Here is a 15,967-nt window from a genome sequence, read left to right as displayed (position 1 = left end):
TGGGCGATTCATGCCTAAAAATAACCTTTTTTCAGCTCGAATTGCGAAAGTCGGGTTAGCTCTGTTTGTCCAGTAATATTTGTGGGACATGCTAAGCTTTCTAGCGGGGAAACCCTCTGTTTGAAATTCCTTGACATCAAGTTATGCCTTCGGTTGCAGGGTAACATGGACTTCATCGGGAGGTTCGGCAGGCTCACCATGCACGGCGCTACATCCTGAGCCTGCCGAAGAATCCGTCGAACGACATACTTGTTCGTCCATGGTGCTTGAATATACACACGGATTTGGAATTTATCGCACAGACAAACAACGCTTGTCCGTGCCACCCGGTAATCTGCTTAAATACAATGATAATTCCTATGCAATTACATTATATCGTGCGGTGTATGAACAGGGGATGAACGCAAAATTAATTGTTTGTAATCCAGGGGTCTAACAGGTGGGGAGTGTGACGGTAAAGGCACTTCCCTTTTGCAGCGTACTTTCGACAGCAATTGTGCCATAATGGGACTTGACGATCCATTGACAGATGCTGAGTCCGAGCCCGGTACCGTTATGGTTTGCCGTACGGGCATTATTGGATCTGTAAAAACGATCGAATATGTGAGGAATGTCTTCTGGAGAAATACCGATACCATTATCTTTGATGACGATTTTTGCATAACCATTTGTCTTGCCGAGTGACATCCTGATTGCCCCATGCGGCAGGGTATATTTTACGGCATTGTCAACGAGATTTAAAAGCAGCATCCTGACAAGCAAGTCGTCACCGCTAATAAATGCCTCTTCCATCTTATCCATGGATACGAAGATATTTTTCGGCTCGGCAATAAGTTTTAACTGTTCAGCAATATCTGTGATAACAGGACAAAGATTCATCCGCTCCTTATGCAATTCATAACGTCCCACATCTGCCTTTGCCAGGAGAAACAGATTCTCTACAATTTTAGACAGCCGCCCCAAATCCTCCAGGGTGTTTGCAAGGACTTGCTGATAGCCACGGATATCCCTCTCTCTTGATAGAGCAATCTCGAGTCCCGCTCTCATAATAGCGATAGGAGTACGCAATTCATGAGAGGCATCGGCTGTGAACCGGCGTGTCTGATTAAAAGAGTTTTCCAGGCGCGACAACATTTCGTTAACAACTCCCGAAAGCTTATGGATTTCATCTTTCGCCGGATGGAGTGCCAGCCTTTCTCCCAATTGTTCGGTTTCGATCTTCCTGAGTTCTTTTGTCATACGATCTATGGGCTTTAGGGCCTTTTTCGCCATAAAGCGACCGCCAAACCAGCTACTGACAATCGCAAGGAATCCCAGCGCCGTAAGGATAAATAGAAAGATATTGAGTGCAACATCCTTGTTAATGGCGATTCCAATCTGAATTAATCCCCGGGTGTCCATCATGGACATCGTAATGATACGCAAAAGACGTCCCTTTGAGTTCTTCTTAGTCTTGAAGTATATCTTTCCTGAAAGGATTTCCTTGATTTGATGGCTTTGCAGCGGCAGATGAGCATCCGTTAAGTTTCCCGACCGGAATTGAAGGTTTCCTGCAGAATCGAGTATCGCGACATATTTTCCCGCAGCCCATTCATCATCTCTTTCATTTGAGATACGCACAATGTATTCCTTGAAAGAATTCATATTAATTTGTGCATAATGAGCTATTCCATCAGCTTCTTCTTTAAGCCCGACATCTATGCGTTTGTTATTTGCATAAGAAAATGCGAGATAGATTAATAAACCAAAAAGAACAAGCGTCGTTCCGAAAATGCTGGTGTACCAGAAGGTGAGTTTTGTGCGAATTGTCCACGATTTCATGATTTTTTATCTTTCATGATGTACCCGACACCCTTGATCGTGTGAATCAGTTTATGGGTGCGATCTTTATCAATCTTATTTCTCAGGCGATTTACAAAGACATCGATTACATTGGTAAGGCTGTCAAAATTGTAATCCCATACATGTTCTGCAATCTGGGTACGGGTTATTACCGTATTGAGATTTCTCATAAAAAACTCTAACAAGGCAAATTCTCTATTGGTAAGATCTACGGGCTGTCCATTTCGATAAAGTCTGTGTGTTGCCACATCCAGCAAAATATCCGCAACCGATAACCGTGTTTGATAATGAACCTTTCCCCTTCGGATTAATGCCCGTACCCGTGCCATCAGTTCTATAAAAGAAAAGGGTTTTACCAGGTAATCATCCGCCCCTGAATCTAATCCACGAGCCTTGTCCTCAACGGCATCCCTTGCAGTTAACAAAAGGATCGGCATATCCTTGTCGTTTTTTCTTGCCTGCTGTAGTATCTCGAGTCCGCTTTTCTTTGGAAGCAGGATATCCAGGATAACGAGATCATATTCATTTGCATTAAGCAGAAAGAGACCTTCTTCACCATCATGACTCACATCAACGGCAAAGTGGTTTTCTTCGAGCCCCTTTTTTATATAGGCTGCTAATTTTTTTTCATCCTCTACGACCAATATTCTCATAAAGTATCATTCTCTAAAATTCAAATTTTACCCCTATTTTTACCCACACCTGAATCCCTTTTCGACTTGTCCACTATTGCATTCCCTCCAGATTTACCCACGGATAAGTTTGAAGCATATTCTGTTACACGTACCAAATATTTCCCTGTTTAAAATCTTAGCGGTCCGTGAGGTATGAATTTGGGCAGCAAACGGTACGATACCCAAAAAATACTTGGATTACCTCCCGTGTTTCGTTACAATGTAAATCTTAGGTTAAGAGCGGCTAGTATGTCGTTTTCATAGAAATCTATACGCAAGCAATCCGTTGTTTACAAAAGACTTAAGATTGCTTCGCGGAGTTTACACGGGGCAATACGAATGTGCTCGCAATGACAATAACCCGTGTAGACACACCTTGTGAAACGCTACGCTAGCCTCCTGCGGTCTGACAGAACCTGCTTGCCAACAATTGATAGCTGAGCATTCGAAAAAAATGGAGTTGCTTTTAAACCGGGCGTAAGTAAAAAACCCACATATCGTTTGTTATAGATCCGTACCATGATCGATTCTCCTAATTTTACTAATAAAGGCCGCCAATACAAGACCGTTTTTTTTGAAACCTTCGGCTGCCAAATGAACAAACTCGATGCCGAGCTCTCATTAGGGTTATTACAGGAAGAAGGTTACAGAATTGTTGACAAACCTGACGCGGCCGATGTCATCCTGTTCAACACCTGCAGCGTACGGCAGCATGCCGAAGATAAGGTGTATTCCCATCTCGGTGCATTAAAAATGCTGAAGAAAAAACATCCGGAAGTCATTGTGGGTGTCCTTGGATGCATGGCGCAAAAAGACGGCGAATCTATATTTAAACGTATGCCTCATGTTGACCTGGTCTGCGGGACGCGCATGTTTTCCCGGTTGCCAGAACTGCTTTTAAATATTAAAAATCATGGTTCACATGTCCTTGCTGTAGAGGAGGATCAGATCGTTAACGTGAAGAGGGCAGTGACCTACCGGCCAAATTTTTATCAGGCATTCGTTACGGTTATGCGGGGCTGCGATAACTTTTGTTCCTATTGTATTGTGCCCTATGTGCGTGGACGGGAGATCAGCCGGACAATTGCCGATGTAAAAGAAGAGGTGCAAGCCCTTGTATCAAATGGTTGCAAGGAGGTTACCCTACTCGGTCAAAATATAAATTCCTACGGGAAAGGTTTGACAGGGGGTGTAACACTTGGAGATCTGCTTTCGGAATTAAACGATATAGACGGGCTTGAACGAATACGGTTTGTGACTTCACATCCTGCGGATATGTCCCGCGATCTCATCCGTACCATGAGCCGACTGAGCAAGGTCTGTGAACATTTGCACATGCCTGCCCAGTCGGGTTCTGACTCCATCCTCAAAAGGATGCGTCGTGGTTACACGGTGGATTATTACCGTGACTTGATCTCTTACGCAAGGGAATGGATCCCTCATATTAGCATAGCCAGCGACTTTATTGTGGGCTTTCCGGGAGAGACGGACGGAGATTTCCAGGAAACGGTGCGGTTGATGGAAGACATCCGTTTTCATAATTGTTTTATATTTAAATATTCACCCCGTACAGGCACGAAGGCTGCCGAACTGGAAGATGATTTACCCGATGGGGTGAAAAGGGCGAGAAATATGAAGTTGCTGGAATTGCAGAAAAGTATCAGCCTGGAAGAGAATAGAAAAATGATTGGCAAAAAGGTGCAGGTGCTTGTCGAAGGCGCCAGCAAATCCGACCCAAATAAGCTGTCGGGCAGGACAAGGCAAAACCATATCGTTGTTTTTCGCGGGTCACGGGACCTGGCAGGAAAACTGGCGGACGTTATGGTGGATGAGGTAACAGACCTTACCCTTTACGGCAAACAGCCTTCGTGTTCCTGAGCCTCTTTCTCCTGTTCCAGGAAAAGCGATATTCCAATCGCCCTTGTTTCAAAGAAAAACCACCTTTTCAAAAAACCAAATTGTTGCCAAAATTCAAAAATATTATTAAAAAAATGTTTGATTCAATGATATTACTCACTATAATTAATTCCTTAGAAAATTGCGGGTAAAATCAGATGTCAGATACTATAAAAAAGCATAGGGAATTGAGTAAAAAGGCGCTAATTTCCGGAGAGGCAAAATCCTCCGGGCAAAGAACGCCAGTGCAAACCCAACGGGGTATGACGCACCTCATGTATCTTTTTTTCCTGGGCGCAATAATTGGTTTTTTTATTTCGGTGACGATTTGGATTATTGCCGGATTTTCAAAAGTAGCAATTATGTTGCCGTTTATCATGGGATTTTTAGGTGTAACCATGGAGATGATACGACGAAAATGTTTCGAGTAGGCGGCAGGCAGTTACAGAATTTCTCTCTTTCTGATTTTGCTGATGAAGCGGCAGCCAGGAACCGACTACAGAATAGCCAACGATAATTAACAGCGTTTATTAGAGGTAATTTGGAATATGAAAGTAACCATGGTAGGAATTTCAGGCTCAGGCAAAACAACGTATATGTCGTCACTTTACGAGACCTTGGGAGACGCGGGGCAAAATGATGCGGGTTTTTGTCTTGCTCCACGTTCAATGCAACCATTTGATAAGGCCATTCTGAGTATCGGTGATTTTAGCAGATTCTCTCTTGCAGATACGTTTAGCTGGCCGGACGGGACACAACAAACCACGGTATGGCCTTTCACAGTTTTTTATAATTCAAAACCGGTAACGTATTTTGACTGGATTGATTATCGTGGCGGTATTTTAACGGAAATCACCGATATTCCTGATTCAAATGACACTTCGGAGATAACAAAATCAGAAATTTCTGACCTCGCTTCTCATATCGAACTCAGTAATGCGGTAATCCTCGTCGTCGATGCCTTTGTCCTCACGTATTATTCTAACATAAAAGAGGCACGGCACCGGTCGGGCGCCCGCAGGATCCATGAGATATTCACGACCTACAGCAGGGTATATCCCAACAGGAATCTAACCTTTGTAATCATGCTAACAAAAGCTGATACGGTTGATTCTAAATGGAAAAGCGATAATTACGCACCCTTGATAGAACGTGGTCTGGAAGTGTTCAATCAGATGGTGTCGTTATGTAAGCAAAATCCGGACTGGCAGGGCGGCATAGTCCCTGTCTCCGCCGTAGGAGAGGGGAATGCCAAAAGGACGGTTGTTCCCACAGGAGACGTAATGCATCCGTTTAAATCTGAAGATAAAATCATAGGATTTCCGGCGCCGCTAAATGCAGAGCATGTCTTGTTTTATTGTCTGGGACAAACGTTAAAACAGATGAAGGTTGAGGCCCACAAGAGTATTAAACAGCGCGAGAAAGAACTTTCAGAAGTTCTGAAAAAGGCGGGGCTAGTAAACAAGATTTGGTCACTCATTACCCGCAAGCCAGATGCTGAGAGCATCGCCAGAGCTATCCTGGAAGAAAAAAACAAGGATTACGAGGTGTTAAGTCAATTTGAACCACATATTGAACCTCTCCTCAATAAGGCGCTGGAAAGGGTAAGACGAATTGCATGATCTATCGGGAACTCTTATACTCTCGTTCCTTGTCCAGAGATTACCGGTGGATGATTATTCCGCCAAAGGTTTCTTTGGAAAGCCTTCAGGCATTAAATCGATTATACGATTCGTATGATGAGCACAAACATATCCTCAGCAAATCATCACTTTTGCCTCTCTACTGTTTGAACTATCCCGAGACGACATTTCTTGTAAGCTGCGGCTTGTCGAACCATAAAGACAAAGAGGGTCGTGATATTTATTGCCTGCAGGGAATAAGCGTCCCGCGGGAATACCGGCGGCATCTCTGGTTTGTCCTTCCGTGGATATTGGCGAACTATGACAGCAAGAACCTGTTAAATGTCTGGAGAAACCTGGACTTTTCCGGCGCGGATGCTATTGTTCGCCGCATATCGGGGGATTGTTTCTTCGAGATTGACCAAACGGATGAATCATTTACAGAAATGAAAAAGGGATGGAATCCTCCTTCTGAAAAATTATCCACGCAGGAATCAACCTATGTTTCGTTTAACGAAGATGGCCTCAAAGAATTATCTCATTTGATTGTATCGGCTTACCATGATTGCATCGACTTCGCCTTTGGAGTTACACCGGCAATGACTAAATACTTTAACTTCAAAATCATTGCTGAAACGGATATCCGTTCAAAAAGAAGTAATATTAAAAATAAGATACCCGAAGGTATTGCCTCTGCCACTCCTCCCTCTCCTGTTGGTTACGATCATGAGAAAACCATCGCAGAACCTTTTGATGATCCAATTTCCCGTTTTGATCCAGGAAAAAAAGATAAAGCACATCGGATGAATCTGTTGCGCGAAAACAGTTCTGCCCGTCTTCTTGGCCAATTTTTGCCACGTTTTTTGTCCCTCTTCAAGATAAGAGAAAGACTAAAACGATTCAACGGTTCGAACCAGCCTTGACTCGTTTGCCACACGGACAACCGCAGCAGACAATGATTGATGTACTATTCTTTGACCGGATTGGTACGGAGAGCTTCCGTCCTGTCAATTTTGGTTTTGGATACCACTATCGTGAGCTTTAAAAACAATCTGTGATATGAATAGCGTCACCAGACAAGGGTTGGAGGAAATAATGTAAAGACGTTTATTCCCTTGAGGAAAAGAATGCATTGAAAGTCCGGCTGTTGCTGAATTGAGACCCAAGAGAATTTCATGGCAAAAGAAAAAATCCTTGTAGTTGATGATGAACAAGACCTTGTCAAACTAATTCGTTATCATCTTGAAAAAGATGGCTATCGGGTATTATCAGCTTATAACGGCGAAGACGCATTGTTTCTGAGCAGAAAAGAGAGACCGGAGCTTCTCATATTAGATCTCATGTTACCGGGAATGGATGGTCTGGAGGTATGCAAAAAATTAAAAGCAGACCGGGATCTTACAAATACTGCCATTGTAATGTTAACTGCAAAAGGGGAGGAAGCAGATATAACAACGGGTTTAAAATTGGGTGCAGATGATTATATAACAAAACCCTTTAGTCCAAAAGAGCTCGTAGCGCGTGCACAGGCAGTCCTCAGACGGACAAAAAGCACTTCGGCAACACAAGAATATATTAAAATAGACGACCTTACGATTGATCTGGATAAACATGAAGTAATCATTAAGAATGAACCTGTTCAACTGACCCTAACAGAATTCAAGATTCTTTACCATCTTGCCAGAAAGCCGGGACGAGTGTTTACCCGCGACCAGCTACTCGATGCTGTTTCCGGTCCTGAAACAGCTGTCACGGACCGGACGATTGATGTACACGTCGCTTCCCTAAGAAAAAAATTAAAAACCTTCGCAAATCGTATTGCTACCATTCGGGGAATTGGCTATAAATTCAAGGAATAGCATATGTTAAAAAACAGCCTCTTTTGGAAGATTTTTATCAGCTACGCTGGCCTTTTATGCTTATGCCTGGCAATCGCTGGATATTTTGTAAACAAGATCATACAAGAATACTCCCTGAGTCCGTTAACCAGAACAATGGCATACGACATGAAAACAGTTATCGGCCACATGCTCCCGGCCTTTGTGATCACCCTGGTTATCGGTTTTGTCCTCATCCGGATCAATACGTCTTCTTTCCTACATATTACGCACATAGCAAAAAATTTTGCACGAGGCAATTTCGCTCAAAAAGCAGAGATTGTTTCCTCAGATGAGATAGGAGACCTGGCAACTGCAATTAATGCCATGGGGGCTGAACTTCAATCCCGTAAGCAAACGATCGTGGATGACAAAAACAAACTGGACGCTATCATGGCCCACATGAATGATGCGGTTATTACCACGGACTTGCAGGAAAGGATCATACTTATCAATAATGCGGCAAAAACGATGTTTGACATATCAACGGTTGTTTTACACAGAGATTATTTATGGGAAAAGATAAGAAATGAAAAGCTACATCGTCTGGTTAGAGAGACCATCAAAACACAAACGGCCAGGGTATCTGAGACAGAGATTTCTGCACCGGAGAAAAAATTACTACACATACATCTTTCTCCCATTCAGGTTGATAAGGAGAACCAGGGCATCCTTCTGGTATTTCACGATATCACAGAATTACGGAAACTGGAAAACACCCGCAGAGAATTTGTTGCCAATGTATCCCATGAATTACGAACCCCGCTGGCTTCTATTAAGGGATACGTGGAAACCCTGCTCGAAAACAACTCTCTAAGACAAGAAGAAATACACGAATTTCTTCATATTATCATGAAACACTCACAGCGGCTCGACAACCTTATCAAAGACATTTTAGAACTATCCAGACTCGATTCACATGACCTAAAAACAGAGTTCACCATGCTGGATATCCATCCATGCATAGAAAATATTTTTTCTCAATACCAGGAGCACGGTATCAGAAAAAATCAGGCGCTTGAACTGGACATACCCCAACAATTACCCCTGATAGAAACGAATGAATATCTTTTGCGCCAATTGCTGACCAATTTGCTTGATAATGCCATAAAATATACAGCAGAAGGCGGCAAAATACATTTAAAAGTTACGGCATTCAATACCTCCCTTTGCTTGGAAATATCCGATACCGGCATTGGCATCCCGCAAGAGCACATTCCACGCATTTTTGAAAGGTTTTACCGCGTCGACCTTGCCCGCTCACGGGAAATGGGCGGAACCGGACTAGGACTTTCCATTGTCAAGCACATTGTTCTTCTCCATCACGGACACATTCAAGTTGAAAGTGCGGTAAACATTGGAACGAAATTCCTCATTACCATACCTCAGCAACAGTCGAAGCATCCGGCATAAATGAGATATCGTGAACACAACAAAGAACATGGTTGTTGCGAACGGAGCGAAGCAATCCAGGCATGGGAGATTGCTTCGCTGCTCCACTCCTCGCAATGACATTTGTTTGTGTATAGGTTTTTATATGTTAGAAATACCATGGTTTTCTTCGTTCTTATTTCTACGGTCTAATTGACCCCAACGTGTCGTTATGGAATTCATCCTTCAATTTATTGAAAGCCTGTTGTATATTCACGGAGAGGTATTTTGGCTGAAGGAGTGTCTCACCGCATTTAAATCGCTATTGCTTTTCCTCTTTTTCCGGTGGATTATCAGTTGGAATTCAAGACAAGTGGTGCTTTTATTCCTGTCGGCCATTATTGGTGTCGCCTGTCTTTTTTTAGGAGACATCGGCTATTTCAGCGACAATGATGTGCTCAAGCTCATCGCGCCCATTTCTTTCTACCTCCTCGTTTATAATAAAGATCAGAAAAATGGCACCTTATTGTTTCTATTTCTAATACCATACTTTGTTACCTCCTACGAATTTTATCTGCATTTTCTTGCATTAATCGAATCCATAGTATCGCACGCATTCATTGTCTTTTGCATCATCCTTGTTAAGGAAAACAAATACTTTTCTCTGCTTGTCAGTACTGCAATTGGCATACTCATTAATTATATTGGCGATCATAGTCCGCCGGGAACGAATGATATCCTGATGAATCCCGCGCTCCTTACCCTTATCGTAAAAGGTCTTGAACTTTATACAAAAAATACCAAATATACCTCTTTTTTAAAATCCTTTTGGGCAACACTCTTATGCTTTGCCTTTTTTGGCAGTTGGATCTTTCATCTTATAAAACGGATCTATCCTTTGTACTCTAACCATTGACAATATAGTGTCAGGGCCGGGAGGAAAACCCTCTGTGCCACGATCATTATACGGATATAAACAGACCGGTAAGGATTTATTTTCTCCTGAATTTTCATCTGTATATCGTGAGCATCCTTATGGTGCATTTGCCTTGACATGATTGCCATTCTTGCCTATAATTCACACGCAGAGGGCATCTCCAGTTTTTGACAATCCAGGCAAGGCATTTTCCTAAAAATCAGGGACCGTCTGTTTGCGATTTTTTGAGACCAAATAAATCACCATGACAAACATACACACTTTATATAAAGACGCGGATTTCGATAAGGATGCAGAAACCAAAACCGTTCAATCTTTTAAACCGCAGATACGCCAAAACTGGTTCGTATTTACGATTTCTTCGTTTGCCATTTTTTTAGCATTAACAAAATTTGGTTTCGAGAACATTACAGGTTTGACCATCCTGTCTCTTAGTAGTCTCCTGATCCTCTATCATGTTCTTTCTGTTTACACAACCAAATATGTAATCACACAGGGTAAAATTCAGATTCAAAAAGGACTCTTTTCCAGAACGTTAAAGGAAATACCCTACGGTGATATCAACAATATTTCCGTAACGCAGGGAAACATGCAAAAGCGATTGAAAATCGGCAACCTTACGATAGTCACGAACCAAGCCAGTCACGTGTTCAGGGGAATTAAAAATCCTCACAAAACAAAAGAGCTCATCAATAAAGAAAAATATTTAGAGCATGAAAGGCGTACCTTATTGAGAAAAATATTATAAGTCGAATCAACCCTTACTATGTGCAGATATTTCGGAACACATCTTCGCTGCAAGCAAACCTGTCCTGTTACTTCATTCAGAAACAAGGAGAAAAGGAAAAACTTGTTTCCCGGGAAGCTGTTTTTGCGGGAAAATGCCGTAAAAATAGGTAATTATTTTGGAATTGTTGGCATTACCGTCTTTCTCTCTTTTCAAATGGTCTTTTCTTCCCCCATCGACCCCACCGACATCCCTGATAAAGAAATCATGAAAAAATATCAAAAAATACTTTTGCAAGAGCCTTCCAATCTAAATGCACACTTCAATCTTGGAATTCTTTTATATAGAAACGCTCACTATAATGAAGCCATCCGTGAATTCAACAAAGTCATTGAAATTAATCCAAATGACGCAGAAGCGTATTACAATTTAGGAAACATTTATAACAAAACGTCTCAGTACGACAACGCCGTCAATGCTTATAAAAAAGCCTTGGCTATTCAACCCCGCGACGCGGCGGTATTCCATAATATCGGGAATGCCTTTACCAACAAGGGAATGATTGACGATGCTATTACCTATTACCAGATGGCCGTCGAAATAGATCCAGGCCTTGCAGAAAGCCATAAAAACATGGCATACCTTTACAAAAAAAAGGGCGATGTCTCAAAATCCATTTCTTCCTTTGAAAAGGCAGCTACGCTCAACCCCAAAGACACCGGACTTCTCTTTGATCTGGCTTCTGCTTATGAATCAAACGGGTCGCAAGACAACGCCATTCTTACCTATAAAAAATTGCTGTCTGCAGACCCCTCTCATAAAGAAACAAAAAACCGGCTTGCTCTGCTGTATAACAATAAAGGAGTATCCTGTGCACTCCAGGGGAAAAAGGATGATGCGATCGCCTCATATAAAGAAGCTTTACAAAATAAGGAAGATTTTAGTGAGGTATACAATAATCTGGGGGCTGCCTATGTCGACAAAGGAATGATCGACGATGCAATCGTCACCTATAAAAAAGCGCTTACCATCAGCCCAAATTTTGGAGAGGTTTACAACAATCTGGGAGTAGCTTATACAAAAAAAAAGGCGTATGATGATGCAGTTTCTGCGTTCAAAAAGGCACTGTCTCTTAACAGGAATCACGCAGGCGCACATTTTAACCTGGGTGTTATTTATTCTGAAAAAGGGATGGCAGAAGAAGCAATAAACGAATATGGTGAAGTTTTAAAAGTTATCCCGGATGACCTTTCGTCACTTTATAACCGCGGGGTGCTTTATTTAGAAAATGGTAAGTTAGATGATGCCGCTTCGGACATAAAAAAAATAGTCGCACGCAACCCAAGGTTAGCAACTGCTCACGATAAACTTGGTGATATTTATCAAAAACAGGGGCACCTTGATGAGGCCATTGCAGAATACAAGAAAGCCCTGGAAATATCGCCAGAAATGAAGGATATATTCCACAAGTTAGAGGGCGCTCACCGGATAAAAGAACAACAGACAAAAAGCCAGATGAAAACGGGAGAGAAACCACAGTAACACCGTTGTCGCAAAAACACTTCTTATTTTCCACTTCCAAAAAATACGACCTTTATCGTTTTCAGCAATACCACAAAATCCAGCATAAAAGACATATTTTTGATATAGTAAAGATCGTATTGCAGTTTTTCTTCGGTTTGTTCTATCGAAGAAGCATATGGGTACTTTACTTGTGCCCAGCCTGTTAAGCCTGGCCTGACAGCGAGCCTCTGGGTATAAAAAGGGATTTTTTCTTCAAACTCTCTGATAAAGACATGTCGTTCCGGGCGCGGTCCTACCAGACTCATCTCTCCCTTGATTACATTGAGCAATTGAGGGATCTCATCCAGTCGCCATTTTCTCAAAAATTTTCCAATTTTTGTAATCCTGAGATCATTATCCGATGAATAAACCGCACCCGTAGTTAATTCGGCATTCTCCACCATGGTACGGAATTTTATGATCGTAAAACCTTTCCCATCTTTTCCGATACGTTCCTGCGTATAGAAAATATGCCCTTGTGAATCCATCTTTATCAATAATGCGATAACCACCATAACGGGCATGAACAGCACAAACAAGATCAACGTAAATAATATTTCAACAACAGGCTTCACCAATTTACCATACAATTTCGGTTTACTAATAACTACATGCAGCATCCACATATCATTAATGTGCTTGAAAGGTATCTTGCCTGTAAGCTGTTCGTAAAGGGTGGGCATATCGACAATTTCTATCCCATTCCATGAACAATTAATTAATGCCTTAATGAGATCCGCATGTTTTTCGTGGGTAATAGCGTTTACAATCAGGCTAATGTCATTTTGACGAACAACTGAGGGCAAGGTATATCGGCCTCCAAATACCGGGAATCCTTCAACGCTACCTTCCTGTTTTCCTGGGTTGTCATCAATGAAGCCTGCCACCTGCAACCCTGTTTTCTTTGCCCTGTTTATTTCTTGCAAAATGGTTTTTCCTGCCCAACCGGCGCCCACAATTAAAACGTTTCTTTTAAAAATCGGCTGATCCTGCAGATAACTGTAGAGAATCCTCCATCCGATGATAAAAAGGGTAATCAATAGACCATTGATAACAAATACACCTCGTCCTATCCTCAGAGACCAGTTTATATAAAATAAAAAGGTGGTAATAATAAAGGCACTGGCGGATGCAAAGGCAATGCTCATGATATTTCCGGCAGCCTTGAAATCCTTTCGGGTATCATACAGTTCGGCAAAAAAGAAGGTAAAAATAAAGATGATGCCTGTCAACACAAATGATAGGGGATTATTTCTTATATAGTCCCACCCATCGTTCAAGCCTAAACGGAGTATTGCCGATAAGAAAACCGATCCATTTACGATAAGCAGGTCTCCTGCAATGAGGAGTATCTGTTGTTTTGGTACAGGGTAATAAAACTTCTTGATTGACATATTCTTGTGTAAAGTAAAACCTTATAGTAATAAAAAAAATTTAGTGCTGTCCGGGTACGGGAGATTATTTCTGGCTGTCGCCCTTGCAAAACGACGCTTGCATGTATGCTTATTTGTTATGTCTGCTATACGTACAAAAGGAGAATCCATGATTTCTTTCTGATATTTTTCCCATCACCGTAGCCATCCTAAAAATTTTTTAATATCATTAAAAAAAATTCTGGGATTATGCAAATAGACATTGCTTCTGGCTTTTGCCCTTTCAAGGATACGCATTACACTTTTATTATAGTTATGAAATACGTCTTTCGCCTCATTTTCCATAGTTGTGAAATTCTCGTAATCCATGGTATCAACCCGCCGTTTAACGTCCTTTAAATAATAATCACTTGGTATATGAGTGAAAAAATCTTCATATGACATCTCTCTTTTCACCAACCCGTGTTCGATACCTACATCAAAGAGCTTTGTCCCAGGAAATGGTTCGTAAACACCGATTGAGGCAAAACTTGGCCGTATTTTATACAATAAATCCAGGGTCTTTTTCATATCTTCCTTTGTCTCCGTGGGAATACCCATCATAAAATAGGCGGTCCAATGAATTCCCGCTTCCCGGAAAAGCTTTGCCGCATTGTGAATGTGCTCAAGGGTAATACCTTTGTCCATCAATGCCAATATTCTTTCACTCCCGGATTCTATTCCCACCTTTATACTATTACAACCCGCCTTTTTCATCGTCTCCAGGAGTTCGAAATCAACTAAATCTGCCCGCGTATTGCAGTCCCAATTGATCTTTAAGTTCTCTTCGAGCACTTTATGACAAAATTCCAGGACTCTTTTTCTGTTAACCGTAAAAGAATCATCTTTAAAGGTAAACTGACGGGTACCGTAACGAAGATGTACATACTTGATTTCCTCTAAAATATTTGCTAGAGACCGATACCGTACCTTCCTTGTCCATATTTGTGTCGCACAATAGGAACAACGATAGGGGCAACCTCGACTTCCCATGAGTAACCCCATATCTTCCGAGGTATAGGTATCAAAACCCAAAAGCATCTCCCTGTCCGGGAATGGAAGAGCATCTAAATCGTCAATAAAACTTCGTGCTGCATTATGGACGATAGCATCACCCTGGCGATAAGAAAGCCCTCGTATCTCACGGAAAGCATTATTTCTCGCTCGTAAAGCATTTGCCAGCTCGAGGAATACCGCTTCACCCTCTCCGTTTATCACAAAATCAACATCCCGTGTATTCTTCAATATCTCATCGGACCTCAAAGTTGCATGAGGACCACCAAAGATAACGCAACAATCTTTGTTGTATTGTTTTGCCAGAGAGGCGATCGTAAATGCGGACGCCGTCTTTGGAGTCATAACCGTTATCCCAATGATATCAGGTTGATATTTTTTTATAGTTTCAGCAATCTCCTTTACAATGGGGTTCTCCGGATTCTTTAATTCTCTCAGATAGATACGATATTTTTCAGGCAATCGCGTATAATCCATTCCTTTTGAATTCTTATTGCAGTCTGCGTCATAGATAATCACCGCATGACCGGCTTTTTTCAGCGTAGAGGACAGGCAGCTCAATCCTAAAGGGAAATATCGATTGTAATAATTGAAAAAACGATAAAAAGGCGGGTCTATCAGAAGGATGTTCATGTGATCTTCTTCAATTACGTTGTCAGACCACGATACAGAATTTGGAATCGACCTGATCGATTTTTTTCATACCATTTAAAATCTCCATGTGAATACGATATATTTTAATATTTAAGAATCCTGTAATCAATCTTAAAACCCCTGGTGAAATGGATTCAGAAGAGATACTGTCGATGTTTCTGGTGAGATGTGTTAAATGATGTGAGTAAAAAGAATTTAATGTAAGCAAAAACGCAATGTATGATTTCCGTTTTGCAAATCACCGGAAAGCATTGCTATCAAATTCCTGCGTTTGATTCAATTATGGTCGTGAAAAACTATTTTATGTTGGAATATTACCGCGCAAAATCCTCCCTTCCTCTGTTTTCATGACGATACGTTTTAGCAAATCTTTTCACA

14 protein-coding genes are annotated in these 15,967 nt (G+C 41.6%); 9 read left to right on the top strand and 5 right to left on the bottom strand.

Translation table 11 applies throughout. The features are described 5' to 3' along the window. Positions 1-432 precede the first annotated feature (432 nt). From BIY37_RS02055 to BIY37_RS14000, 3 genes are all read right to left on the bottom strand, one after another. On the bottom strand, positions 433-1,821 hold the full coding sequence (locus tag BIY37_RS02055) for a sensor histidine kinase (protein ID WP_070066187.1): 1,389 nt from the start codon (positions 1,819-1,821) through the stop codon (positions 433-435). After that, complete coding sequence (locus BIY37_RS02050) at positions 1,818-2,495, bottom strand: response regulator (RefSeq protein ID WP_070066186.1); 678 nt, start codon at positions 2,493-2,495, stop codon at positions 1,818-1,820. The genes BIY37_RS02055 and BIY37_RS02050 overlap by 4 nt, the downstream gene beginning before the upstream one ends. Before the next feature lie 407 nt (positions 2,496-2,902). Beyond that, positions 2,903-3,037 carry a hypothetical protein gene (locus BIY37_RS14000; RefSeq protein WP_261340824.1) on the bottom strand — a complete coding sequence of 45 codons (135 nt, stop codon included), beginning with the start codon at positions 3,035-3,037 and terminating at the stop codon, positions 2,903-2,905. Between BIY37_RS14000 and miaB the strand changes: the two genes are divergently transcribed. The 9 genes from miaB (at position 3,036) to BIY37_RS02000 (ending at position 12,488) form a co-directional block, all read left to right on the top strand. After that, positions 3,036-4,394 (top strand): tRNA (N6-isopentenyl adenosine(37)-C2)-methylthiotransferase MiaB, encoded by a 1,359-nt coding sequence (miaB, locus tag BIY37_RS02045; RefSeq protein WP_070066185.1) that lies wholly within the window; start codon positions 3,036-3,038, stop codon positions 4,392-4,394. The genes BIY37_RS14000 and miaB overlap by 2 nt on opposite strands. A 176-nt stretch (positions 4,395-4,570) precedes the next feature. Beyond that, positions 4,571-4,843, top strand: coding sequence for a hypothetical protein (locus tag BIY37_RS02035; protein ID WP_070066183.1), 273 nt, complete (start codon positions 4,571-4,573; stop codon positions 4,841-4,843). Positions 4,844-4,960: 117 nt separating this feature from the next. After that, entirely contained in the window at positions 4,961-6,034 is a 1,074-nt protein-coding gene (locus tag BIY37_RS02030; RefSeq protein WP_070066182.1) for a hypothetical protein, read from the top strand. Continuing rightward, on the top strand, positions 6,031-6,957 hold the full coding sequence (locus tag BIY37_RS02025; RefSeq protein ID WP_070066181.1) for a hypothetical protein: 927 nt from the start codon (positions 6,031-6,033) through the stop codon (positions 6,955-6,957). Before BIY37_RS02030 ends, BIY37_RS02025 begins: the two co-directional genes overlap by 4 nt. A gap of 252 nt (positions 6,958-7,209) precedes the next feature. Next, positions 7,210-7,893, top strand: coding sequence for a response regulator (locus BIY37_RS02020; protein WP_070066180.1), 684 nt, complete (start codon positions 7,210-7,212; stop codon positions 7,891-7,893). 3 nt (positions 7,894-7,896) lie between these two features. Continuing rightward, positions 7,897-9,324: a two-component system histidine kinase PnpS gene (pnpS, locus tag BIY37_RS02015; protein ID WP_070066179.1), complete on the top strand. Its 1,428-nt coding sequence runs from the start codon at positions 7,897-7,899 to the stop codon at positions 9,322-9,324. A gap of 190 nt (positions 9,325-9,514) precedes the next feature. Then, positions 9,515-10,198 (top strand): hypothetical protein, encoded by a 684-nt coding sequence (locus tag BIY37_RS02010; protein WP_070066178.1) that lies wholly within the window; start codon positions 9,515-9,517, stop codon positions 10,196-10,198. 265 nt (positions 10,199-10,463) lie between these two features. Then, entirely contained in the window at positions 10,464-10,967 is a 504-nt protein-coding gene (locus BIY37_RS02005; protein ID WP_070066177.1) for a PH domain-containing protein, read from the top strand. Between the two features lie 102 nt (positions 10,968-11,069). Further along, the gene (locus BIY37_RS02000; protein ID WP_070066176.1) at positions 11,070-12,488 is read left to right on the top strand and encodes a tetratricopeptide repeat protein; all 1,419 of its coding nucleotides are present in this window, start codon (positions 11,070-11,072) and stop codon (positions 12,486-12,488) included. Between the two features lie 23 nt (positions 12,489-12,511). On the opposite strand, the gene BIY37_RS01995 is transcribed toward BIY37_RS02000, so the two are convergent. Together BIY37_RS01995 and BIY37_RS01990 are read right to left on the bottom strand one after the other, a co-directional pair. Further along, positions 12,512-13,903 (bottom strand): sugar transferase, encoded by a 1,392-nt coding sequence (locus tag BIY37_RS01995; RefSeq protein ID WP_070066175.1) that lies wholly within the window; start codon positions 13,901-13,903, stop codon positions 12,512-12,514. A 174-nt stretch (positions 13,904-14,077) separates the two neighbouring features. Further along, positions 14,078-15,568: a B12-binding domain-containing radical SAM protein gene (locus tag BIY37_RS01990; protein WP_070066174.1), complete on the bottom strand. Its 1,491-nt coding sequence runs from the start codon at positions 15,566-15,568 to the stop codon at positions 14,078-14,080. Positions 15,569-15,967 lie beyond the last annotated feature (399 nt).

The organism is Candidatus Brocadia sapporoensis, from assembly GCF_001753675.2.
Classification (GTDB): Bacteria; Planctomycetota; Brocadiia; order Brocadiales; family Brocadiaceae; genus Brocadia; species Brocadia sapporoensis.
Note: the sequence above shows the minus strand (reverse complement) of the source record. Positions and strands in the feature narration are given on the sequence as shown.